The following is a 22,226-nucleotide window of genomic DNA, read 5'->3' as shown; positions in this document are numbered from 1 at the left end:
TCAACGGAATGGCGAGCCGGCTTGGCACGAGAGGTGACAGGCGGGAGGGCCTGAAGCGTCCGGCTATGGGCACACCTCATCCGCAGAACACACCCGCCCTCAGCGGGCGTAGGCGAAATGCTCGCGGCGGCGCTCGATTGATGAGGGGATGCGCAGGGATTCCCGGTATTTCGCCACGGTGCGGCGGGCGATGTCGATGCCCTCGTCGCGGAGCTTCTGCACCAGGGCGTCGTCCGAGAGCACGTCGCCGGTCGCCTCGCCGTCCACAAGCTGCTTGATGCGGTGGCGTACGGCCTCGGAGGAATGCGAGGCCGTGCCCGCCGCCCCCGGAATGGCGGCGGTGAAGAAATACTTCATCTCCAGGGTGCCTCGGCTGGTGCCGATGGATTTGTTGGAGGTGACCCGCGACACGGTGGATTCGTGCATCCCGATAGCCTCGGCGACCGTCTTGAGGTTGAGGGGGCGCAGGTGCGCCACGCCGTTCACGAAAAAGGCGTCCTGCTGGCGGACGATCTCGGAGGCGACCTTGAGGATGGTGCGCGCCCGCTGCTCCAGGCTGCGGGTGAGCCAATTGGCGGTCTGCAGGCACTCGGACAGGAACGCCTTGTCGCCCTCTGCCGCCGCTCCGCGCGAGACGCGCGCATAGTAGCTCTGGTTCACCAGCACGCGCGGCAGCGCCTCGGCGTTGAGCTCCACCAGCCACGATCCGTCGGAGGCCGCCCGCACGAACACGTCGGGGATCAGCACCTCCACGGCGCGCGAGCCGAAGGCCCGGCCGGGCTTCGGGTCGAGGCGGCGAAGTTCGGCCAGCATGTCGACGAGATCCTCGTCGTCGACGCCGCAGAGCCGGCGCAGACTCGGGAAGTCGCGCTTGGCCACGAGGTCGAGACGGGAGACCAGGGACTGCATCGCCGGATCGAACCGGTCGCGCTCACGCAGCTGCAGGCTCAGACATTCGGCGAGATCGCGGGCGGCGATGCCCGGCGGATCGAAGGTCTGGATCAGCTTGAGCACCCGCGCCACGGAATCGAGGCTGGCGCCGAGGCGCTCGGCTACCTCGTCGATGGATTCGCGCATGTAGCCGGCATCGTCCACCGCATCGATGAGGAAGCCGGCGATCAGCCGGTCACCGGGATCGCGGGTGGCGAGGTCGAGTTGCGCGCTGAGATGCTCGCGCAGGGAGACTTCCGAGGTCAGGGTGGCCTCGAAATCCGGCGCCTCGCCGTCGAAGCTGCCACCGGTATTGCCGTAGGGCGCCGGGGTCAGGGTGAGCATGTCGCCCGAGGCCGCCTCGCGGGCATGGCTCGGATTCTCGTCGGCAAAGACGTTGTCGAGGCGGGTGTCGAGGACGCTTTCCATCTCGGCGCTGCTGGCCGTGAGTTCGGTCGACATCCAATTGTCGGGCTCGGCCGAGTCGAACTCGCTATCCCCGTCGCCCGAGGCCTCCGGGGCCGCCTCCGGGTTCGCGCGGTCACCATCCGGCTCGCCCTCGACGCGTTCCAGGAGCGGATTGCGCTCCAATTCGGCATCCACATAGGTGGCGAGATCGATCTGGGAGAGCTGAAGAAGCTTGATCGCCTGGAGAAGCTGTGGCGTCATCACCAGGGCTTGGCCCTGACGCATTTCCAGTCGCTGCAGCAAGCTCATGGTGTTGCCCCGACGCCTTCAGGTGAGCCCAGCCGAAGGCGCGAACAGAACCCGACGCCGCTCGGCATGAATGTTGCTTCTTTTTATCTTCGCATAGGTCTATCGCCATCTTGCGCCGCCGTCAAAGTGCGATGCTTCCGATTTCCACTCCCTTGTTGCAACGCAACATCAGTCCGGCCGTCCCCCAGGGTGGCCGAAAGGGATTGATAGGCACGCAACTGCCTCGCACCAAAGAGAAATCAAATTCTCCCGTTTTAGATGCGAGCGGCAGGCCAACCCGAAAGCATGCACAAAACGCATGCATTTTTTGGTCGTCATCAGGCGCGGCGAGAATTTAGGCAGACGATGGGAGATCCGGCCATGACCGGACGATCCTCCACGGTCGCGACGGTGCGGGCAGCGCGGGCCTGAACGTGATTCGCGGGTTCGGATCGGGCCTGCGGCTTAGAGCCGGAACCCCTCGCCGAGATAGAGCCGCCGCGCGTCCTCGTTGGCGACGATCTCCTCCGGCGTGCCCTCGGTGAGGATGCGGCCGGAATGGGCAATGTAGGCCCGGTCGATGAGGCCCAGGGTCTCGCGCACGTTGTGATCGGTGATGAGCACGCCGATGCCGCGCTGCTTCAGGTGTTTCACCAGATCCTGGATGTCGCCCACCGCGATGGGGTCGATGCCCGCGAAGGGCTCGTCGAGCAGCATGAAGCTCGGCGAGGTCGCCAGGGCGCGGGCGATCTCGCAGCGCCGGCGCTCACCGCCCGACAGTGCGATCGAGGGCGCCTTGCGCAGGCGCGCGATGTCGAATTCTTCAAGCAACGAATCGAGCTTGCGATCGCGTTCCTTGCGGCTGGGCTCCACCACTTCGAGCACGGCGCGGATGTTGTCCTCCACCGACAGGCCGCGGAAGATCGAGGCTTCCTGCGGCAAGTAGCCGATGCCGAGGCGCGCGCGCTGATACATCGGCAGGTGGGTGATCGGCAGCCCGTCGAGGCTGATCGAGCCGCGATCCGCCGAGACGAGGCCGGTGATCATGTAGAAGATCGTGGTCTTGCCCGCACCGTTGGGGCCCAGCAGCCCCACCGCCTCGCCGTTGCGCACGGTCAATCCGGCCTCGTGCACCACGGTGCGCGCGCCGTAGCTCTTGCGCAGGCCCTCCACGTGGAGGATGCCCGGACCGCCGCCAGTCCCGGACAGGCCCACCTCGCCACCTGCCGCCCGCCCCTTGCCGCGACGAAAGAGGCGCGACAGGAGAGAGGGCGCGCGTACGGCTCCATCAGGAGCGGCACCGGCGATCCGCGCGCTGATCGGGTCTGGCGCGGGGGCCACTTGCAGGGCGGAGGTCAATTGGCCTGCGCTCTCGGCTTCGTAGCGGGCTTGTCCGCGCCGGCCTCGGAAGGTTTTGGCGCGGGCTTGCCCGCAGCGCTCGCCGGTTGGGCACACCCCTTGGCCCCGCCCTTGGCGGCCTCCTCCTTCTGCGGCATGAACATCGCCGAGACGCGGCCGCCGGCGACCGGGTCCATGTTCGCCCGGCCGGTATTCATGTCGTAGACGAGGCGACTGCCCCGGGTGACGTTCTGGCATTGGCTCAGTACGACATTGCCGGTGAGCACGATGCGCTTGGCCTCTTGGTCAAACACGGCATTGTCGCCGGTGGCGACCTGGTCGTTCTGAACCACGGTGACGGGGCCGGCGCATTCCACCTTCTGGATGCCGTTTTCCGCCATTCCTGCGGGTGACTTGGCGGCATCGGCAGCGGGCGGGGGGGCGCCGGGCTTGGCGTCCTTGCCGCGCTTGTAATGCACCGTCATCGTCGAGCAGCGGATGGTGCTGTCGCCCTGCACGGCCACGACGTTACCGGCGAAAATCGCCTTGTTCTCGCGGTCAAACACGTCGAGCCGGTCCGCGTCGATCTTCACGGGTTCCTTGCCGCCGCTGGCGCCGAAGGTGCTTCCCGGAGCGGTCGGCTTGTTCGCCTTCGCGGCGGCCGCCGGAGCGATGCCGGCGGGGATCTGCGCCATTGCGCTCCCCGCTGCGAGGAGGCAGCAGAGGGCGAGGGCGGAGACCAGCGTGGAGCGAATCACCGGCGCGCCTCCCCGTCCCGCGGCTCGGCGGCGGAGGTGAGGATGCGCGGCGATTTCACGTCGGGCTTGGTCTCGGATTTGGATTCGACGGTCCGTTCCTCGGCCTTGTCCGATCCGTGGAACACCGCGTGCACGTTGCCGATGAAGGAGATAACGCGGCCGTTATCGACCATGTCGAGGCCATCGGACACGACCGTGCCCGTGGGAAGCGTCACGGTGACGACCTGGTCGGACTTCACCGTCCCGGCCTTGAAATCGATGGCGGCGGTCTGGAGGCGGATGTCCTCGCCCTTGTCGGTCCACAACTTGATGTCACGTTCGAGGGACAGGGTCTCGCGTGCCGAATCGAAGAGGCCGGCGGCGGCCTCCATATGGGCGAGCCCACCCGAATCGTCAGTGACGAGATGGCCCTTCATGGCCTGGAGTTCGATCAGCGTCGGCTTGCGCACATCCTGGAAGGCGGCCGTGGCGATGACCTCGTAGCCCCGGTTGTCCTTCCGGAAACCGGAAAGGCGCGGGTTCTCCATCTTCACCTTGGTGCCCGACAGGGTGACCGGCCCCATGGTGACGGCCGGCAGGACACTGCCGAACGGGTTGAACAGCGTCACCACGGCGAGGGCAGCGATCGCGGCTCCGGCCGAGAGGGGAATGAGACGACGTAGGTAGCGCACCTGCGTGCTGTGGTTGCGAGCCCGCGCATGGGCGCGGTTACGGCGCGCATCCGCGCCCGATCCCGTCGTCCCTGTCGCGTTGATGGCGTCGACCCCGTGCATGGTGTTGATCCGAGCCGCTCCGCCTGACCGATCCGATGGAACACCGGCAGGTTGCGCCCCGCAACATGCCACGTTTCGCCCATCGTGTGTTGAGCCGTGGGAGCCAGCTTCCCCCATGGTTCAGCGCCGGATGCGCGCGGCCGATGGCGAAGTTGTGGCCGTGCCGGAACCTTATGAGCGGAGCATTGAGGAATCATCAACCGTGCGGGATCGCCGCGGCACCGTCTATGTGCGCCGCCGCACCGTCGCAACGACCTGCATAGAGGCCTCGATGACCGTGCCCGATCAGGTATGGGCGAAGATGTCGGTCTCGGCCCAGCCTTCAAGATCGAGGAGGGAGCGGGTCGGCAGGAAGTCAAAGCAGCGCTGCGCGAGATCGGTCCGCCCTTCGCGGGCGAGCATCGCGTCGAGGCGGGCGCGCGCCGCATGCAGATGCAGCACGTCGGAGGCTGCATACTCCACCTGCGCCTGGCTCAGGGACTCGGCGCCCCAATCCGAGGATTGCTGCTGCTTCGACAGGTCGACGCCCACGAGTTCGCGGACCACGTCCTTGAGGCCATGCCGGTCGGTATAGGTACGGGCGAGCTTGGAGGCGACCTTGGTGCAGTAGACCGGCCCCGGCATCACGCCGAGGGCCTTGAACAGCACGGCGAGGTCGAACCGGGCGAAGTGGAAGATCTTCGTCACCGCCGGATCGGCCAGAACGCGCTTGAGCATTTCGGGCGGGGCGGAACCGGGCAGGATCTGCACCACGTCGGCACTGCCGTCGCCGCGCGAGATCTGGACGACGCAGAGCCGGTCCCGATGCGGATTGAGACCCAGCGTCTCGGTGTCGATGGCGATGGCGGCGCCCGGCACGTAATCGGCCGGGAGATCACCGCGGTGGACGCGGATCATGGGCTGGGGAGGCATCGGGCTTATGTCTTCTGGCGGGAAACCAAGGTCTCGGGCCGCGTAACACCGTGCCCCCCGGCGAACAACCCGGCACCGGACCGGCGCCGGGCTGCCAGAGCGGAAGAGCTACTTCTGCTTCGCGATGACTTTGTCTTTGATCCCGTCATAGACGCCCTGGGTGAGGATCTTCTTGGACACGAGCTGGTCCTTGCTGTGATAAGGGCGGCCCTTGACGATCGCAGCCGAGCGCGCCGCACCGATGCCGGGCAGAGCTTCGAGTTCGGCAGCCGAGGCGCTGTTCAGGTCGATGAGATCGGTCTTGGCCGCAGGCGCGACGGGAGCGGCGGGCTTGTCCGCCGTCGGCTTGGCCGGGGCGGCCGGAACCGTGGGCGCCTTCGGTGCGACGGCGGGAGGAGTGGAGGTCGAGGGGCTCGGCGCCTGGGCGAGGACAGGAGCCGCCGCGAGGCAGCTCAGCACGGCCAGGGTGCGGAGCAGAGATGTGGTCATGCGAGATGAAGTCATGGCAATCTCCCGAGATGCGGCGGCGCAATCTTCGTTGAGGCGTCTCCGTATTCGCAGGTAGGACACGACGGTTGAACCGGCGCTTAACGAGGCTTCACGGCCTCGCGAGCCCCGCCGCGAACCGCGGCCGCCCCCCCTTCGCGGATCGATCCGTCCTTTTTGGAAGTCCGGCCCCGGGCGGCTCTAGCCAGACGGTCGATGTGCCGCTATACAGCCGCCATCGAATCTCCGTTTGAACACGGTGCCGAGGCGGCCTCTTCCCTCGCGGGGCGGCGCCCGTGCACCCTTTTTGTCGTAGCAGGACTACCCCATGGCCGTTCCGAAGCGAAAGACCTCCCCCTCGCGGCGCGGCATGCGCCGGTCCGCCGACGCCCTCAAGGCCCCGACCTATGTCGCCGACAAGGATTCGGGCGAGCTGCGTCGTCCCCACCACATCGATCTGAAGACCGGCATGTATCGCGGTCGTCAGGTTCTCAAGGTGAAGTCGGCCGAAGCCTGACCTGTCGCATCGTCTCGTCCCGCCAGGGACCGGGACGAGACGATGTCTGCGAGAACCGCCTCCGGGCGGTTTTTTGCATTCTGCGCCCTGACGAATCAGGCACGGCGTCTGCCCGTCCCGATCTGTGTCGTCTCGGCGTAGCGCGCCGTGGCCGAGCGCATGCGCTCGGCGCGGGAGGCGCGCATGGTCGGCTCGCAACTGACGAGAAGCTGAGTCAGGAACTCGGCGTTCGGCCTGCCACAGGCAGCATTCGCCTTGCGGGCCACCGCCTCACCGCCGTCGATGACCACGAGCGTCCGCGCCGTGTCGCGGTCCCCCTCGGGGACGAAATGTCCCGTTTTGGTACACTTTCCTGTGCCAGTTTGTGCCACACGCTGCCTTTCCGCCTGCAATGGGCAGAAAAGCGCAATGGGTGAGCCGACTTTAACAGTTCGTTAGCACTCTCTCAGGACGCAATCGGGGAACCGGCCGCCGAGGCCGCCGGCCTACTTCTTGGCGAGGTCTTCGAGGCGGTTGCGCATCTCCGCCATCTGCCGCTTCAACTCGTCGAGGTCGCTGTCGGGCGCGGCCACCGCGGTCGCGGGCTGGGACGGCGTCGGCGCGGACGCGGAGGACTTCATGCCGGAGAGTGGCCCGGTGCCGAAGGTGGTGAACATCTTCATGGCATCGCCGAAGAAGCTCATATTGGCCCGCACCTGTTCCTCCATGGCGCTCTGAAACACCTTGGGGGCGAAGCTCTGATTCATCTTCTCGCGCAGGCCGTCCTGGTCGCGGGCGAAATTGGCCATGGAGAATTCTAGGAAGCTCGGCACCATCGTCCGCATGCTGTCGCCGTAGAAGCGGATAAGCTGGCGCAGGAAGGCCACCGGCAGCAGATTGTCCTCGCCGGCCTTGTTCTCCTGCTCGAAGATGATCTGCGTGAGCACGGAGCGGGTGATGTCGTCGCCCGAGCGGGCGTCGTACACGAGGAAATCCTCGCCGTTCTGGACCATCGTCGAGAGGTCCTCGAGCGTGACGTAGGTCGAGGTTCCGGTATGGTACAGTCGCCGGTTCGCATACTTCTTGATGACGGTCTGCTGAGACTTACCGTTATCCGCCATCCTCGTGGCCTTTCCCGACACGTTCATTCCAGCGCCCAATCCCTTCGAGGCCCGATGCGCCGTCCGGGTATCATTCGTATCCGCGCGTGAGCGGACCTTAAGGCTTTCGCCCGCTGACGAAAACAGCAATCTGACCCCGATCCCCGCAGAATAGTGCCACACGCCGTGCGGCGCCTCCGGTGACAAACGCCGGCCGGTCACTCGCCGACCTTCCGCACGCGCTTGACTTCACTCTGCCCAGCGCTTTCATCGCTTCAGTTGGCCTTAAGTGCGCATGCCCATCGGAGGGCTTCAACGTCGCGCGGGCTACCCAGAGGAGAACGTCAATGGCAGCGGAAGACATCGTCATCGTCGGAGCGGCGCGCACCGCCGTGGGATCGTTCGGAGGTGCCTTCAACACCGTGCCGGCCCATGAGCTCGGCGCCGTCGCGATCAAGGCCGCCCTGGAGCGCGCCGGCGTGTCCCCCGACGACGTGGACGAGGTGATCTTCGGCCAGGTCCTCACCGCCGGCGCCGGCCAGAACCCGGCCCGCCAAGCCGCCATCAAGGCCGGCATCCCGGAGAAGGCCACGGCCTGGGGCGTCAACCAGGTCTGCGGCTCGGGCCTGCGCACGGTCGCCCTCGGCATGCAGCAGATCGCCAACGGCGACGCCACGGTCATCGTGGCCGGCGGCCAGGAATCGATGTCGCTCTCCCCCCATGCGCAGTACCTGCGCGGCGGCCAGAAGATGGGCGACGTGAAGCTCGTCGACACCATGATCAAGGACGGCCTGTGGGACGCCTTCAACGGCTACCACATGGGCAACACCGCCGAGAACGTGGCCCAGGCGTTCCAGCTGACCCGCGAGCAGCAGGACGAGTTCGCGACGAAGTCGCAGAATAAGGCCGAGGCCGCCCGCAAGGAAGGCCGCTTCAAGGACGAGATCGTCGCCGTGACCGTCCCGGGCCGCAAGGGTGACACCATCGTCGACACCGACGAGTACATCCGTGACGGCGCCACCATCGAGGCCATGGCCAAGCTCAAGCCCGCCTTTTCGAAGGACGGCACGGTGACGGCCGCCAACGCATCCGGCCTCAACGACGGCGCGGCGGCCATCGTGCTGATGTCGGCCTCCGAGGCCGAGCGTCGCGGCATCACCCCGCTCGCCCGGATCGTGTCCTGGGCCACCGCCGGCGTCGACCCCAAGGTCATGGGCACCGGCCCGATCCCGGCCTCGCGCAAGGCCCTCGACAAGGCCGGCTGGAAGCCGTCCGACCTCGACCTGATCGAGGCCAATGAGGCCTTCGCCGCCCAGGCGCTGGCCGTGAACAAGGACATGGGCTGGGACACCGACAAGGTGAACGTCAATGGCGGCGCCATCGCCATCGGCCACCCGATCGGCGCGTCCGGTGCCCGCGTCCTCGTCACCCTGCTGCACGAGCTCAAGCGTCGCGACGCCAAGAAGGGCCTCGCCACCCTCTGCATCGGCGGTGGCATGGGCGTCGCCATGTGCATCGAGCGCGTCTGACCCGACCGAGCTCGATTGAATACAGTATAATCTCTGCGTTCGTGACAGATCCGCGAGGATGCCCGCAAACATTGGGGACATTGTCTTGGAGAATTCTTGAGAACGCAGCAAATTTAAATGGCATGGGCGGGCGGAGCCGATTGGGCTAAGCCCGCCCGCGCCGAAAATCTGCAAGAAATTGCATTACGCACGCCATCGAACATCAAAGAAAATCGGAGGAAGCCATGGCTCAGGAACGCATTGCCCTCGTCACGGGTGGAACGCGCGGCATCGGTGCCGCGATCTCGACGGGGCTCAAGGCCAAGGGCTACAAGGTGGCCGCCAATTACGGCGGAAACGACGAGGCGGCCAACGCCTTCAAGGCCGAGACCGGCATTCCCGTCTTCAAGTTCGACGTCGGCGATTTTGCCGCCTGCGAGGCCGGCATCAAGGCCGTCGAGGCCGAGCTCGGTCCCATCGACATCCTAGTGAACAATGCCGGCATCACCCGCGACGGCGCGTTCCACAAGATGACCTTCGAGAAATGGCAGGCGGTCATCAAGACCAACCTCGACTCGATGTTCACGGTCACCCGTCCGGTGATCGAGGGCATGCGCGCCCGCAACTTCGGCCGCATCATCCTGATCTCGTCGATCAACGGCCAGAAGGGCCAGGCCGGCCAGACCAATTACTCGGCCGCCAAGGCCGGCGTGATCGGCTTCGCCAAGGCGCTGGCCCAGGAGAGCGCCTCGAAGGGCATCACCGTCAACGTGATCGCGCCGGGCTACATCGCCACCGACATGGTGATGGCGGTGCCGGAGGACATCCGCAACAAGATCATCTCGACGATTCCCGTGGGCCGCCTCGGCGAGGCCGCCGAGATCGCCCGCGCTGTGGAATACCTCGCGGCGGAAGATTCGGGCTTCATCACCGGATCGACCCTGACGATCAACGGCGCCCAGTACATCGCCTGACGCTTTCCCGCGGCATCGACAAGACGAAGGCCTGCCCCGGCGACGGGGCAGGCCTTCTTCGTTTTCGAAAACCGTCTGCCTTCAGGGACCGAGCTTCAGGGAGCCTTGGGCGCCACGGCGGGCGTGCCCGCATCGGTGCGTTCGATCTTGGCGCTCTCACGCAGCTTCAAGATCAGGTCCTGCTGCGACTTGCGGGTGAGGTACTGGTCCACCTGATCCTTCATTTCGGCGAAGGTCGGCACCGGCTTGGTGCGCCGCTCCTCCACCTTGATCACGTGCCAGCCGAACTGCGTCTTGATTGGGTCGGAGACCTGGCCGACCGGGAGCTTGAAGGCGGCCTCCGCGAAGGGGGCGACCATGCGCTCCTTGGTGAACCAGCCGAGATCGCCGCCCTCGGCTTTGGAGCCGGGATCCTTGGAGAGTTCCGCTGCGATCTTCGAGAAGTCTTCGCCGCCCTTGATCCGGGCCGAGATCTTCTTGGCCTCCTCCTCGTTGTCCACGAGGATGTGGCGGGCATGGGCCTCCTCCTCCGGCTTCATCGTGGTGAGGGTCTGGTCGTAGAGGGCTTTGGCGGCCTCCGGGGTCACTGCCTTCTTGGCCTCCCGCTCGAGGTACTCGTCGAGGAGAAGCTTGCTCTTGAAGTAGGCAAGCTTGCGCTGGAACTCGGGCGAGTCACCGACCTTGGCCGCCTCGGCCGCCTGCGCGCCGACCTTGAGGTCGACCATGTAGTCGATGAGCAGATTCTTCTTCTGGGCCTCGTCGACGCCGGGCAGGGAGAGCGCCGGATCCTCGGCGGCGATGGCGAGGTCGCCCGCGGTGACCGGCGAGCCGTTCACCTTGGCCACCACCGTCTCGGGCGCAACAGGAGGCGCGGCGGGGGCGGCAGCCGGCGGCGTCTGCGCCAGGGCCTGCATCGGCAGCGCGACCGAGACCAGGGGGAGAGTAAAAGCCAGCGCCACGGCGCCGGTGCGCCGAAGAAGGTGGGGCGTCGTCATGAATGGAGTTTCCTCGGGAAATGGTACCACGCCCTCGGGGCACTGTCCGGCCGGGTTTGGAAGCATGGCAGCAGGCAAATGGTAGCAGAACAGGCGGCGGTACGCCGCGAGGATCTGTGGGCCACACGTGGCGCCGGCAAGGCCCGAAGGCAAGCGCAAGCGCGGTTTGATGAGAGTCCCCCCGATCACGATGAAGCGGCCGTGATACCGGACGGTGCGGCGGAGGGCGTCCGCTGCGTGCAGGATCGCCTTGTGAGCTCCGGCGCGGGTTCCTGCGAGATCGACTGACGGCCCCAGCCCTTTGGCGACAGCCGATTCGCCCGTTCTTCCGGACGGGCGCAGGCTTACCTTGCCCTGCGGAGGCAACGCCCGGATTCCCCCCGTGAGGGGCGACCGGGTCATCGTCGCGGGTCCGCGCGAAGGCACAGCCCTTTCGGATGCGCCCTGCAATATTTACCTCTATAAGCCCGCCCAACACACTCTTCCGATATCTCGCTTCAGATATCTCGACCGCAGGTTCACGATGCTCGGCGCCCTCGCTAAGAAGATTTTCGGCTCGTCCAACGACCGCCGCGTCAAGGGCTATCGCCCGCGCATTGCCGACATCAACGCCCTGGAACCGGAGATCGCCGCCCTGTCGGACGAGGCCCTGCGCGCCCGCACCGACATGCTGAAGGCCGAGCTCGCCGCCGGAAAGAGCCTCAACGAGATCCTCGTTCCCGCCTTCGCCACCGTGCGCGAGGCCGCCAAGCGCACCCTCGGCCAGCGGCATTTCGACGTGCAGCTCATCGGCGGCATGGTGCTCCACGAGAGCGGTATCGCCGAGATGCGCACCGGCGAGGGCAAGACCCTCGTGGCGACGCTGCCGGTCTATCTCAACGCCCTGTCGGGTCTCGGCGTCCACGTGGTCACGGTGAACGACTACCTTGCCTCCCGCGACGCCGAGTGGATGGGCCAAGTCTACCGCTTCCTCGGCCTTACCGTCGGCACCATCGTCCACGGGCTCGACGACGAGCAGCGCAGAGAGGCCTATGCCTGCGACATCACCTACGGCACCAACAACGAGTTCGGCTTCGATTACCTGCGCGACAACATGAAGTACGAGCTGAACCAGCTCTCGCAGCGCGGGCACAATTTCGCGATCGTCGACGAGGTCGATTCGATCCTCATCGACGAGGCGCGGACGCCGCTGATCATCTCCGGTCCCGTGGACGATCGCTCGGAGCTCTACGTCTCCGTGGACGCGCTGATGCCCCATCTCGAGAAGGAGCATTACGACCTCGACGAGAAGCAGCGCTCGGTCTCGCTCACCGAGAGCGGCAACGAGTTCATCGAAGACCTGCTCCGCGGCGCTGACCTCCTGAAGGAGGGCGATCTCTACGACGCCCATAACGTCAGCCTCGTCCACCACGTGAACCAGGCTTTGCGCGCCCACACCCTGTTCACCTTGGACAAGGACTACATCGTCAAGAACGACGAGGTGGTGATCATCGACGAGTTCACCGGCCGTATGATGCAGGGGCGGCGCTACTCTGAAGGCCTGCACCAGGCGCTGGAGGCCAAGGAGCGGGTGACGATCCAGCCCGAGAACCAGACGCTTGCCTCGATCACCTTCCAGAACTACTTCCGCCTCTACACCAACTTGGCGGGCATGACCGGCACGGCCTCCACCGAGGCCGATGAATTCGCCGAGATCTACAAGCTCGAAGTCGTCGACATCCCCACCAACAAGGAGGTCGAGCGCGTCGACGAGGACGACGAGGTCTACCGGACGGTGGGCGAGAAATACGACGGCATCATCGCGGAGATTGAGAAGGCGCATGCGCGCCACCAGCCAATCCTGGTCGGCACCGGCTCCATCGAGAAGTCGCAGCACTTGGCCGAGATGCTCACCAAGGCCGGTTTCCGCCAGCTCGACTATTCCGATCTCAACGCGCTGACCGATGTCTACGCCGCCGCCCGCGAGGGCCGCGTGACCAAGACCTTCGCCGTGCTGAACGCCCGCTTCCACGAGCAGGAGGCGTATATCGTCGCCGAGGCGGGCGTGCCGGGCGCCATCACCATCGCCACCAACATGGCCGGGCGCGGCACCGACATCAAACTCGGCGGCAACCTCGAGATGCGTCTTGAGAAGGAGCTCGCCGGTCTGCCCGCAGGCGCCGAGCGGGACGCGAAGGCGGCGGCGATCAAGGCCGAGATCGAGGAGAACCGCGCCAAGGTGCTGGCCTCGGGCGAGCCGGCCGACCCGGAGGCCGGGCGCAAGAAGGCCCTGCCCGGCGGCCTCTACATCATCGGCACCGAGCGTCACGAATCGCGGCGCATCGACAACCAGCTGCGCGGTCGCTCCGGCCGCCAGGGCGATCCCGGCCGCTCGAAATTCTACTTGTCGCTTCAGGACGACCTGATGCGGATCTTCGGCTCCGACCGCATGGACGGGATGCTCACCCGCCTCGGCCTGGAGAAGGGCGAGGCGATTATCCATCCCTGGATCAACAAGGCGATCGAAAAGGCGCAGCAGAAGGTCGAGGCACGCAACTTCGACATGCGCAAGAACGTGCTCAAGTACGACAACGTCATGAACGACCAGCGCAAGGTCGTGTTCGAGCAGCGCCGCGACTTCATGGGCCAGGACAGCGTGCGTGACACCGTGGACGAGATGCGCCACGGCGTCGTCGATGATCTCGTCGCCATCCACGTCCCCGAGAATGCCTATGCCGAACAATGGGACATCGAGGGCCTGCGCCTGCGCGTTACCGAGGTGCTGAACCTCGACGTGCCGGTGGAGGATTGGGCGAGGGAAGAGGGCATCGCCGACGAGGAGATGCGCGACCGCCTGCGCACCGCCTCCGACGAGGCCTATGCCGCCCGCACCGAGAAGAACACGCCAGAGGTGATGACCTATGTCGAGAAGCAGGTGCTGCTGCAAACCCTCGACCATCTCTGGCGCGAGCATCTCGTCACCCTCGACCACCTGCGCCAGGTGATCGGCTGGCGCGGTTTCGCCCAGCGCGACCCGCTCAACGAGTACAAGTCCGAAGCGTTCGAACTCTTCAACGGCCTCGTCGGCAGCCTGCGCGAGCAGGTGACCCAGCAGCTCGCCCGCATCGAGATCACGTACCAGGAGCAGGATTCGCAAGGGGCGAACCCGTTCGCGAGTCCGGAACTGCCGTCCATGTTCGCCCAGCACCTCGATCCCGTCACAGGCGAGAACGAGATGGACTTCTCCGATCGCGGCACGGGCAGTGCCGGCGGTGGCGGGCCGGCCTACGGCTATGCCGCGCAGGCGATGTCCACGGACGCGGCCGTGATCGAACGCGACCCGAACGACGCCACGACCTGGGGCCGCGTTGGGCGCAACGAGCCTTGCCCCTGCGGCTCGGGCAAGAAGTACAAGCACTGCCACGGCACCCTGACGGCCTGAACCGGACACGCACGGCCGGTTGTTCGATCCGGTCCGTGCATCCGCCCGTCGGTCGTCCACCGGAGCATCGCATGCGACAGAAGATCTTCGGGCCGACCGGGCGTCCCGTCCCCGTCATCGGTCAGGGCACGTGGTCCCTGGACGAAGGCCACCGGCCCGACGCCGTGGCTGCCCTGCGGCGCGGGCTTGATCTGGGGATGAGCCATATCGACACCGCCGACATGTATGGCGAGGCCGAACTCGTCGTGGCCGAGGCGATCGCGGGGCGGCGCGACGAGGTGTTTCTCGTCTCGAAGGTGCTGCCGAATCATGCCTCGGCCCGATCCGTCGTCACTGCCTGCGAGCGCTCGCTGGCGCGTCTGAAGACGGACCGGCTCGACAGCTATCTCCTGCACTGGCGGGGTGGGACTCCGCTCGAGGAAACCATCGGGGCTTTCGAAGGGCTGGTGCGGCAGGGCAAGCTGCTCTCGTGGGGAGTCAGCAATTTCGACGTTCCCGACCTCGAGGAGGCCCTGGCCGTGGCCGGAGACGGCCGCATCGCTTGCAATCAGGTGCTCTATCACCTTGGGGAACGGGCGATCGAACATGCCGTCCTGCCCTGGTGCGAAGCACACGGCGTCGCGGTCGTCGCCTACAGCCCCTTCGGCCATGACGATTTTCCCGGGCCGGACTCGGCCGGCGGGCGCGTGCTCGGTGAGATTGCCGCCGAAACGGGGGCGACGCAGCGGCAGATCGCGCTCGCAGCGCTGACGCGATCCGCCTCGGTCTTCACGATCCCGAAGGCCGCGCGCCTCGCGCATGTGAACGACAACGCTGCCGCCGGCGACCTAACCCTCACCGATCGTCAATGGCAGCGCCTCGACGAGGCCTGTCCGCGCGGGCCCAAGCCCGCGCACCTGCCGATGCTCTGAGGCGCGGACCGGGTTCGCCCTGCCCGGAGCGAGAAAAGCCGGGCGTGCCCTTCCGGCCACAGCATCGGGAAGATGATCGGGCCTCTCGAACCGTATCCGAAAAGAAACCACATTTCCCGCCGAGCTAGACCGTCCAGGAAACGGACGGGAGCGAGACGGCATGGGGTATCCCCAATCGGCGACGACGGGACTCTACGGGGTCCTGCTGATGACGACGATGGGCCTCGGTGCCTGTAATTCCCCTACCACGACCGGCTCCCTCGGCGGCCCGGGCCTCGCGGCCAGACCCATGGCGGTGAGCGACGAGGAGCGCGACTGCCTCGGACGCGCCATGTATTTCGAATCGAACCGCAGCGATTCCGAGGGCCTGCTCGCCGTCGGCACGGTGGTGATGAACCGCCTCGAAGCCGCAGCTTTCCCGAATGGCGGCATCTGCGCCGTGGTCGGCCAGCCCCGGCAATTCGCCACCGGCGTGCTCACCAAGCCCATGGCGGAGAAGGATCTGACCAAGGTCGCCGACGCCGCCGACGCGGTCCTGGCCGGACAGCGCCACCCGAAGGTAGGTCGCGCCATGTACTTCCACACCGCCGGACGTACGTTCCACTACAACAACATGCATTACGTGGCCGTGGCCGGCGGCAACGCCTTCTACGAGAAGCGCAAGCCCGGCGCCGTAGAGCAGGCCCGACCGCCGGCCGCCCTGGCCTTTGCCGCGGCCTCCACCCCGTCCATTCCCGAGACAGCACCGGTTCAGGTCGTGGCGAATTCGGCCCCCGCGGGCATTCCCTCGACTCCTCCGGTCGCCGCGCTGCCGGACGTGACGGGGACCCAGCCCGCCTCGACGGCTCTGGCGGAACCGGATCGCGCCGTTGCCGCCTCTCGCGCCGCCGTAGGTCAGGACGCGCGCTTCAAAGCCTCATCGAAGGCGGTCGCGAGAACGCGTGTCGCCCATGCCAAGAGCCCGGCGACGCTGGCCGCCCTAGCCCCCGAGGCGCCTCCGCCGCCGCCCATCATCAACCTGCCGAGGCCGTGACCCGGCCGGCTCAGACCGTGACCTGAGTCCCCACCTCCACCACGCGGCCGGTGGGGATCTGGAAGAAGTCGGTGGCGTCGTTGGCGTTCTTGGCGAGCGTGATGAAGATCCGGTCCTGCCAGAGCGGCATGCCGGAATGTGCGGCGGGGCGGATCGAGCGGCGCGACAGGAAGAACGACGTCGCCATGATGTCGAACTTGAAGCCCTGCTTCTTCAGGAGCGTCAGCGTCCGCGGGATGTTGGGCTGCTCCATGTAGCCGAACTTCATCACGATCTTCGAGAAGTGGGGGCCGATCGGCTCCAGGCGGATACGGTCCGCCTCGCTGGCGCGAGGGGTGTCCACGGTCTCGACCGTGAGAATCACGTTCTTCTCGTGCAGCACCTTGTTGTGCTTGAGGTTGTGCAGCAGGGCCGCCGGGGCGATCGACGGGTCGCTGGTGAGGAACACCGCCGTGCCGCGCACGTGATGGGGCGGGCTCTTCTCCAGCATGCCCACGAGTTCGAGCAGCGGCACGTCGGTCTTGCGGGTCTTGTTGAACAGAATGTTCACGCCCCGCACCCAGGTCCACATCACGACGATCAGGAATCCGGCCAGCACGAGGGGCACGTAGCCGCCCTCGAACACCTTCAGCATGTTCGAGAGCAGAAACAGGAACTCGATGACGATGAACGGCATGATCGCGGCGGCGGCGGCGATCGGCGACCATTTCCACGACTTCCAGAGCACGATGAAACCCATGCTCGCGGTCAGCAGCATCGTGCCCGTCACGGCGATGCCGTAGGCGGAAGCCAGGGCCGAGGACGATCGGAACAGGATCGCCAGGACCACGACCCCAATCAGCAGCAGGATGTTCACCTGCGGCAGGAAGATCTGGCCGGAATGCGATTCCGAGGTGTGTCGGATTTCAAGGCGCGGGAGCAGGCCGAGCTGGATTGCCTGGCGCGACAGGGAGAACGCCCCGGTGATGACGGCCTGGCTTGCGGTGACGGTGGCGATGGTCGCCAAGATCACCATGGGCAGAAGTCCCCATTCGGGGACGAGCTGGTAGAACGGATCGGTCGTGTCCGGTGCGTTGAGAACCAGCGCCGTCTGGCCGAGATAGTTCAGTGTCAGGCACGGGGCCACGAGGCCGAGCCAGGCCACCTGGATCGGCCGGCGCCCGAAATGCCCGAGATCGGCGAACAGCGCCTCGGCGCCGGTTACCGCGAGGAAGACTGCGCCCAGCGCCACCAGCGCCCCGGTGCCGTGGCCGAGAAGATAATGCAGCGCGTACCAGGGATTGAACGCCTGGAAGACCTCCGGCCGCGAGACGATGTGCGGCAGGGCCGCGAGACCCAGAGCCAGAAACCAGACCACCATGATCGGGCCGAAGAAGGCCGCCACCTTGCTGGTGCCCCGGCTCTGCACCATGAACAGGGCGAAGATGATCGCCACCGTAATCGGTAGGACGTAATGCTCAAAGGCTGGGGTGACGAGTTTCAGGCCCTCCACCGCCGAGAGCACGGAGATCGCCGGCGTGATGACGGCGTCGCCGTAGAACAGGGAGGCGCCGAGTAGCCCGAGCATGAAGACGATGCGCGAACCGCCGAGCGCCTTGCGAGCGAGCGCCATCAGCGAGAGGATTCCGCCCTCGCCGTTATTGTCCATGCGCAGCAGGATGACGACGTACTTGATCGTGACGATCAGCAGCAGCGCCCAGAGGATCAGCGACGTTGTGCCGAGGACCTCCTCGGGCAGCAGGATACCGTCCGCCCTCGCCGGGCCGAGGGCCTCGCGGAAGGCATAGAGCGGGCTAGTGCCGATGTCGCCGTAGACGACTCCGACAGAGCCAACGACCAGCGTCCAGAAGCTCGTCTTCCCGTGCCCGTGATTGCCCGCCCCCTGATCGCCGGACCCGGTCTCGGGTCGGGCCGCGGGGCCGGGCTGAGCGTCGGGGACGCTCGGGATGGCGGTTTGCGTCATGCGCTGCGATCAGGCTTCTGCGACGGGGAGAGGGATCGAACGGGGAGGCTCGGATTTTGTGACGCGGGCGACGGAGACGGGCGAGCGCCCCCCTGCCCCGCCTCGCGCCGACGTATCGTGGCCGAACCGGCGGCCGGCCACCAAGACACCGGTGCACGAAAACTCCCAGCGCGAAGCATGCCAAAGTCGTATCATGCGGGTGTGACGCCGAGAACGACGATCCCGCAATGGCCGGGAAGTCTTCTGCGGGGAGGCGAGCGGAGTCGCCCCGCGTGCCGGAGCAGCGCGGGGCGACGGGCGTCACGACGGACGGGCTCACTCGGCGGCGGTGCGGGCGCCCTGGCCGAAACGGCGCTCGATATAGTCGATCACCACCGTCTCGAAATCCTTGGCGAGTGTGGCGCCGCGCAGGGTCATCGCCTTCTTGCCGTCGATGAAGACCGGGGCGGTGGGGGTCTCGCCTGTGCCGGGCAGCGAGATGCCGATATCGGCATGCTTCGATTCGCCGGGTCCGTTGACGATGCAGCCCATCACCGCGACGTTCAGGCCCTCGACCCCCGGATAGGTCTTCTTCCATTCCGGCATCGAGGTGACGATCCAGTTCTGGATGTCGCGAGCGAGTTCCTGGAACGTGGTCGAGGTGGTGCGGCCGCAACCGGGACAGGCGGCGACCATCGGCACGAAGGTGCGGAAGCCCATGGTCTGCAGGAGTTCCTGCGAGGCCTTGACCTCCACGGTGCGGTCTCCGCCGGGCATCGGGGTCAGCGAATAGCGGATCGTGTCGCCGATGCCTTCCTGGAGCAGCACGCCGATAGCCGCGGAGGCCGCGACCAGACCCTTCGAGCCCATGCCGGCCTCGGTGAGACCGAGATGGATCGCGTAGTCGGAGCGCCGGGCGACCTCACGGTAGACCGCAATCAGATCCTGCACCGCCGAGACCTTGGCCGAGAGGATGATCCGGTTCTTGGGAAGGCCGAGTTCTTCGGCGCGCTGGGCCGAGGACAGGGCCGATCGCACCATGGCCTCGCGCATCACGGCGCGAGCATCGATGGGACGCGCGGACCGGGCGTTCTCGTCCATCAGGTGGGTGAGCAGAGCCTCGTCCAGCGAGCCCCAATTGGCGCCGATGCGGATGGTCTTGCCGTAGCGGATCGCCTGCTCGACGATGGTCGAGAACTGCGTGTCCTTCTTCTCCTTGAAGCCGACATTCCCCGGATTGATCCGGTACTTGTCCAGGGCCTCGGCGCAGGCCGGATGATCGGAGAGGAGTTTGTGGCCGATATAATGGAAGTCGCCCACGAGCGGCACGTGGACGCCGATGCGGGCCAGCCGGTCGCGAATCTTCGGGACGGCGGCCGCCGCCTCGTCGCGGTCGACGGTGATGCGCACGAGTTCGGAGCCGGCTCGCGACAGGGCGGCGACCTGCGCCACGGTGGCATCGATATCGGCCGTGTCGGTGTTGGTCATCGACTGGACGACGACCGGGGCGCCTCCACCGACGGTGACGGCTCCCTCGCCCTCGCCCACCGTGACCCCCACCGTGCGGTGGCGCGGCGTCGGACCGGCGATCTCCGGGCCGGTAATCGAAATGCCGGGGCCGAACGGATCGGCGGAAGTGGCTTCCATCATGGCGTCCATCGCTGACCTTGCTTATGGCTTGGCCTGCCCTGAAGCGAGCGCCCGGCCATGGTCGTCTGGTATCGAATCCTGCCGATCCTTTGCGAAGATCGGGTGAAGGGTCCGGTGATCGAGACCCTTGCCGGTTAGCTGAGATGGCGCGCCGCATGCGTCAAGCCCGCGTACCGCATGGTGGAACCACGGGGCAGGACGGACCGCGCGCAACACGTTGGCTCAGCGTCGGCTGACATGTCTTATCTCATGGGCGATGTCGAGGGAATTGGCGCAGTGCGACATGTCCGCCACAGGAACGGGCCAAGCGGAACCGATCCATGCAGTCACCGGTTTGCTGCCCTGCGACCTTTGATGCTGCAATGCAGCATGCCCATGCGCACCTTATCGATGCGCTTGTGCAATCCTGCCACGTGGAGCTGACGATGCTCGATTCCCACCAGCCTGCCCCGGTCGATTCGCCCTCTACCGACATGGAAGTGGCCCCGCCGCGCCCCGCCTCGCGCCCGCCCGTCAGCTTGGCTGGTCCGAATGCCGAGAAGACCGTGGCGCTGGCCCTGCAGGGCGGCGGCGCCCATGGCGCCTTCACCTGGGGCGTGCTGGATGCCCTGATCGAGGATGGCCGGCTCGCCTTCGAGGCCGTCACCGGGGCCAGCGCCGGGGCGATGAACGCGGTCGTGATGGTCGATGGCTGGATTGTTGGAGGGCCGGAGGGTGCCCGCGCCGCCCTCGACCGGTTCTGGCGCGAGGCGAGCCTCGACGGCGACCTGTGGCCGGCCCAGCGCGGCGTGTTCGACCGGCTCTTCGATTTCTGGAACGAGAACCCGGTTCTGGATTTCTGGATGCGGGCGCTCAAGACCAGCCCTTACGTCTCCAACCCGCTCAACGTGAACCCGCTGCGCAAGGCTCTGGCCAAGCACGTGGATTTCGAACGCCTCCGGGCGGCGGAGACCGCCGGGATCTATGTCTCGGCCACCAATGTCTGGACCGGCAAGCTCGCCATCTTCGAGCGGGATTCCCTCAGCATCGATCATCTGATGGCCTCGGCCTGCCTGCCGACAGTGTTCCAGGCGGTGGAAATCGACGGCGTGCCCTATTGGGACGGCGGCTATCTCGGCAACCCGCCGATCTACCCGCTCTTCCACGGGGCCAGGACCCGCGACGTGGTGCTTGTCCAGATCAATCCGGTTGAGCGCCGCGAGACCCCGCGCTCGCGCGAGGAGATCCAGGACCGACTCAACGAGATTACCTTCAACGCCAACCTGATGCGGGAACTGCGCGCCATCGATTTCGTCGACGGGCTGATCGAGGACGGTGTGCTCGGTCGCAACGACTACAACCGCATGCTGGTCCACCGCATCGACGGGACGGGGGCGCTTGACGATTACAAGGCGTCCTCGCGGATGGATGCCCGAATCCGCGTGTTCGAGGGCCTGCGCGACAAGGGTCGCGCGGCGGCGCAAGCTTGGCTCGCCGAGCATTACGAGGGCATCGGACGGACCTGCACTCTGAACCTCAAGGCGACCTATCAATAGGTTGCCGCCCGGCCGGATTAGCCGGCCGGGCTCGCGCGTTAACTGACCATGACGGCCGAACCCACTCAGACCGCCTCCGCCTCCACCATCGTCGACCTCCTGGTCCCGCTGCGACGCTATGCGCGTTCGCTCACGCGCGACGCGCTGAAGGCCGACGACCTCGTCCACGATACGCTCGTCCGCGCGCTGGAATCCGGCCTCTCCGTGAGGCCGAACACCAACCTGCGGACCTGGATGATGACGGTGTTGCACAACGTCTTCATCGACGACCAGCGCCGCAGGCGGGTGGAGGCTCGCCATGCCGAAGCCCTCGTCCAGATGGGCAACGAGAGCGTGCCGCCCGCGCAGGAGGGGCAAGTGCGTCTCGCCCAGATCCGCCAGGCCTTCCTGACTCTGCCGGAAGAGCAGCGCGCCGCGCTCCACCTCGTGACCCTCGAAGGCATGGCCTATGCCGATGCGGCGGCCGTCCTCGGAATTCCCATCGGCACACTGATGTCCCGCCTCGGTCGCGGTCGCGCCGCCCTTCGCGCCTTCGAGGAAGGCCAGGCCGGAAGCGGTCGCAGCCGCTCGGAAATCTCGTCGGAGTCGGGAACGGGCCGGCCCGAGCGACCGCACCTGCGCCTCGTCAGCGACTGGAACGGCCAGGATGCCCGGCAGGACGTCCGGCTCCAGTCGAAAGCCATCGGCGGGTCGTAACCGCACCGAATTCGAGGGTACTCGGTTCCTCCGAGTACCATGACTGCATGGAAGCCCCGCCGTTTCCGATCG

The 22,226-nt window shown here is 66.5% G+C and carries 19 protein-coding genes; 8 read left to right on the top strand and 11 right to left on the bottom strand.

Features of this window, described 5'->3' with window-relative positions:
• Nucleotides 1-99: 99 nt before the first annotated feature.
• The 6 genes from rpoN to FPV16_RS05180 all read right to left on the bottom strand — a co-directional run bounded on the left by rpoN (nt 100) and on the right by FPV16_RS05180 (nt 5,896).
• Nucleotides 100-1,647 carry an RNA polymerase factor sigma-54 gene (gene rpoN / locus FPV16_RS05205; protein ID WP_227436687.1) on the bottom strand — a complete coding sequence of 516 codons (1,548 nt, stop codon included), beginning with the start codon at nt 1,645-1,647 and terminating at the stop codon, nt 100-102.
• A gap of 444 nt (nt 1,648-2,091) precedes the next feature.
• Nucleotides 2,092-2,889 carry an LPS export ABC transporter ATP-binding protein gene (gene lptB, locus FPV16_RS05200; protein WP_413629192.1) on the bottom strand — a complete coding sequence of 266 codons (798 nt, stop codon included), beginning with the start codon at nt 2,887-2,889 and terminating at the stop codon, nt 2,092-2,094.
• A gap of 92 nt (nt 2,890-2,981) precedes the next feature.
• Nucleotides 2,982-3,722 carry an LptA/OstA family protein gene (locus tag FPV16_RS05195; protein ID WP_227436684.1) on the bottom strand — a complete coding sequence of 247 codons (741 nt, stop codon included), beginning with the start codon at nt 3,720-3,722 and terminating at the stop codon, nt 2,982-2,984.
• Nucleotides 3,719-4,495: an LPS export ABC transporter periplasmic protein LptC gene (lptC, locus tag FPV16_RS05190; protein WP_227436682.1), complete on the bottom strand. Its 777-nt coding sequence runs from the start codon at nt 4,493-4,495 to the stop codon at nt 3,719-3,721. The genes FPV16_RS05195 and lptC overlap by 4 nt, the downstream gene beginning before the upstream one ends.
• A gap of 285 nt (nt 4,496-4,780) precedes the next feature.
• The gene (locus FPV16_RS05185) at nt 4,781-5,407 is read right to left on the bottom strand and encodes a ribonuclease D (RefSeq protein ID WP_227436680.1); all 627 of its coding nucleotides are present in this window, start codon (nt 5,405-5,407) and stop codon (nt 4,781-4,783) included.
• 108 nt (nt 5,408-5,515) lie between these two features.
• The gene (locus FPV16_RS05180) at nt 5,516-5,896 is read right to left on the bottom strand and encodes a ComEA family DNA-binding protein (RefSeq protein ID WP_227436755.1); all 381 of its coding nucleotides are present in this window, start codon (nt 5,894-5,896) and stop codon (nt 5,516-5,518) included.
• A gap of 325 nt (nt 5,897-6,221) precedes the next feature.
• Here FPV16_RS05180 and rpmF point away from each other — a divergent pair, with 325 nt between their 5' ends.
• On the top strand, nt 6,222-6,410 hold the full coding sequence (rpmF, locus tag FPV16_RS05175; RefSeq protein WP_018046018.1) for a 50S ribosomal protein L32: 189 nt from the start codon (nt 6,222-6,224) through the stop codon (nt 6,408-6,410).
• Between the two features lie 95 nt (nt 6,411-6,505).
• Here the strand turns inward: rpmF and FPV16_RS05170 are convergent, their stop codons facing one another.
• Both FPV16_RS05170 and phaR read right to left on the bottom strand, forming a co-directional pair.
• A complete protein-coding gene (locus FPV16_RS05170; protein WP_227436678.1) occupies nt 6,506-6,781 on the bottom strand; it encodes a hypothetical protein in 276 nt (91 codons plus the stop codon).
• 114 nt (nt 6,782-6,895) lie between these two features.
• Nucleotides 6,896-7,510, bottom strand: a complete 615-nt coding sequence (gene phaR / locus FPV16_RS05165) for a polyhydroxyalkanoate synthesis repressor PhaR (protein ID WP_227436675.1) — start codon at nt 7,508-7,510, stop codon at nt 6,896-6,898.
• A 326-nt stretch (nt 7,511-7,836) separates the two neighbouring features.
• On the opposite strand from phaR, the gene FPV16_RS05160 reads away from it, so the two are divergent.
• Both FPV16_RS05160 and phbB read left to right on the top strand, forming a co-directional pair.
• On the top strand, nt 7,837-9,018 hold the full coding sequence (locus tag FPV16_RS05160) for an acetyl-CoA C-acetyltransferase (protein WP_227436673.1): 1,182 nt from the start codon (nt 7,837-7,839) through the stop codon (nt 9,016-9,018).
• 224 nt (nt 9,019-9,242) lie between these two features.
• Entirely contained in the window at nt 9,243-9,971 is a 729-nt protein-coding gene (gene phbB / locus FPV16_RS05155) for an acetoacetyl-CoA reductase (RefSeq protein WP_227436671.1), read from the top strand.
• A 95-nt stretch (nt 9,972-10,066) separates the two neighbouring features.
• On the opposite strand, the gene FPV16_RS05150 is transcribed toward phbB, so the two are convergent.
• Nucleotides 10,067-10,966: a peptidylprolyl isomerase gene (locus tag FPV16_RS05150; protein WP_227436670.1), complete on the bottom strand. Its 900-nt coding sequence runs from the start codon at nt 10,964-10,966 to the stop codon at nt 10,067-10,069.
• 523 nt (nt 10,967-11,489) lie between these two features.
• On the opposite strand from FPV16_RS05150, the gene secA reads away from it, so the two are divergent.
• The 3 genes from secA to FPV16_RS05135 all read left to right on the top strand — a co-directional run bounded on the left by secA (nt 11,490) and on the right by FPV16_RS05135 (nt 16,331).
• On the top strand, nt 11,490-14,387 hold the full coding sequence (secA, locus tag FPV16_RS05145) for a preprotein translocase subunit SecA (protein WP_227436667.1): 2,898 nt from the start codon (nt 11,490-11,492) through the stop codon (nt 14,385-14,387).
• A gap of 71 nt (nt 14,388-14,458) precedes the next feature.
• Nucleotides 14,459-15,298: an aldo/keto reductase gene (locus tag FPV16_RS05140; RefSeq protein WP_227436665.1), complete on the top strand. Its 840-nt coding sequence runs from the start codon at nt 14,459-14,461 to the stop codon at nt 15,296-15,298.
• 160 nt (nt 15,299-15,458) lie between these two features.
• Nucleotides 15,459-16,331: a cell wall hydrolase gene (locus tag FPV16_RS05135; RefSeq protein WP_227436663.1), complete on the top strand. Its 873-nt coding sequence runs from the start codon at nt 15,459-15,461 to the stop codon at nt 16,329-16,331.
• 10 nt (nt 16,332-16,341) lie between these two features.
• Here the strand turns inward: FPV16_RS05135 and FPV16_RS05130 are convergent, their stop codons facing one another.
• Complete coding sequence (locus tag FPV16_RS05130; RefSeq protein WP_227436661.1) at nt 16,342-18,294, bottom strand: potassium transporter Kup; 1,953 nt, start codon at nt 18,292-18,294, stop codon at nt 16,342-16,344.
• Nucleotides 18,295-18,609: 315 nt separating this feature from the next.
• Nucleotides 18,610-19,923: a flavodoxin-dependent (E)-4-hydroxy-3-methylbut-2-enyl-diphosphate synthase gene (gene ispG, locus FPV16_RS05125; RefSeq protein ID WP_227436659.1), complete on the bottom strand. Its 1,314-nt coding sequence runs from the start codon at nt 19,921-19,923 to the stop codon at nt 18,610-18,612.
• Between the two features lie 425 nt (nt 19,924-20,348).
• On the opposite strand from ispG, the gene FPV16_RS05120 reads away from it, so the two are divergent.
• Together FPV16_RS05120 and FPV16_RS05115 are read left to right on the top strand one after the other, a co-directional pair.
• Entirely contained in the window at nt 20,349-21,458 is a 1,110-nt protein-coding gene (locus tag FPV16_RS05120) for a patatin-like phospholipase family protein (protein ID WP_413629186.1), read from the top strand.
• Nucleotides 21,459-21,506: 48 nt separating this feature from the next.
• Nucleotides 21,507-22,154 (top strand): sigma-70 family RNA polymerase sigma factor, encoded by a 648-nt coding sequence (locus FPV16_RS05115; RefSeq protein WP_227436657.1) that lies wholly within the window; start codon nt 21,507-21,509, stop codon nt 22,152-22,154.
• Nucleotides 22,155-22,226 lie beyond the last annotated feature (72 nt).

Source organism: Methylobacterium sp. W2, assembly GCF_020662345.1.
In the GTDB taxonomy this organism is placed as follows: Bacteria; Pseudomonadota; Alphaproteobacteria; order Rhizobiales; family Beijerinckiaceae; genus Methylobacterium.
This window is presented reverse-complemented; position numbering and strand designations above follow the sequence as displayed.

Bases quoted from the DNA above. Each gene is read 5' to 3' on its own strand.
- FPV16_RS05150 (WP_227436670.1), bottom strand. From the start codon at position 10,966: ATGACGACGCCCCACCTTCTTCGGCGCACCGGCGCCGTGGCGCTGGCT.
- ispG (WP_227436659.1), bottom strand. From the start codon at position 19,923: ATGATGGAAGCCACTTCCGCCGATCCGTTCGGCCCCGGCATTTCGATT.
- lptC (WP_227436682.1), bottom strand. From the start codon at position 4,495: ATGCACGGGGTCGACGCCATCAACGCGACAGGGACGACGGGATCGGGC.
- FPV16_RS05115 (WP_227436657.1), top strand. From the start codon at position 21,507: ATGACGGCCGAACCCACTCAGACCGCCTCCGCCTCCACCATCGTCGAC.
- secA (WP_227436667.1), top strand. From the start codon at position 11,490: ATGCTCGGCGCCCTCGCTAAGAAGATTTTCGGCTCGTCCAACGACCGC.
- FPV16_RS05120 (WP_413629186.1), top strand. From the start codon at position 20,349: ATGCTCGATTCCCACCAGCCTGCCCCGGTCGATTCGCCCTCTACCGAC.
- FPV16_RS05185 (WP_227436680.1), bottom strand. From the start codon at position 5,407: ATGCCTCCCCAGCCCATGATCCGCGTCCACCGCGGTGATCTCCCGGCC.
- FPV16_RS05140 (WP_227436665.1), top strand. From the start codon at position 14,459: ATGCGACAGAAGATCTTCGGGCCGACCGGGCGTCCCGTCCCCGTCATC.
- phaR (WP_227436675.1), bottom strand. From the start codon at position 7,510: ATGGCGGATAACGGTAAGTCTCAGCAGACCGTCATCAAGAAGTATGCG.
- FPV16_RS05180 (WP_227436755.1), bottom strand. From the start codon at position 5,896: ATGACCACATCTCTGCTCCGCACCCTGGCCGTGCTGAGCTGCCTCGCG.
- rpmF (WP_018046018.1), top strand. From the start codon at position 6,222: ATGGCCGTTCCGAAGCGAAAGACCTCCCCCTCGCGGCGCGGCATGCGC.
- phbB (WP_227436671.1), top strand. From the start codon at position 9,243: ATGGCTCAGGAACGCATTGCCCTCGTCACGGGTGGAACGCGCGGCATC.
- FPV16_RS05160 (WP_227436673.1), top strand. From the start codon at position 7,837: ATGGCAGCGGAAGACATCGTCATCGTCGGAGCGGCGCGCACCGCCGTG.
- FPV16_RS05130 (WP_227436661.1), bottom strand. From the start codon at position 18,294: ATGACGCAAACCGCCATCCCGAGCGTCCCCGACGCTCAGCCCGGCCCC.
- rpoN (WP_227436687.1), bottom strand. From the start codon at position 1,647: ATGAGCTTGCTGCAGCGACTGGAAATGCGTCAGGGCCAAGCCCTGGTG.
- FPV16_RS05135 (WP_227436663.1), top strand. From the start codon at position 15,459: ATGGGGTATCCCCAATCGGCGACGACGGGACTCTACGGGGTCCTGCTG.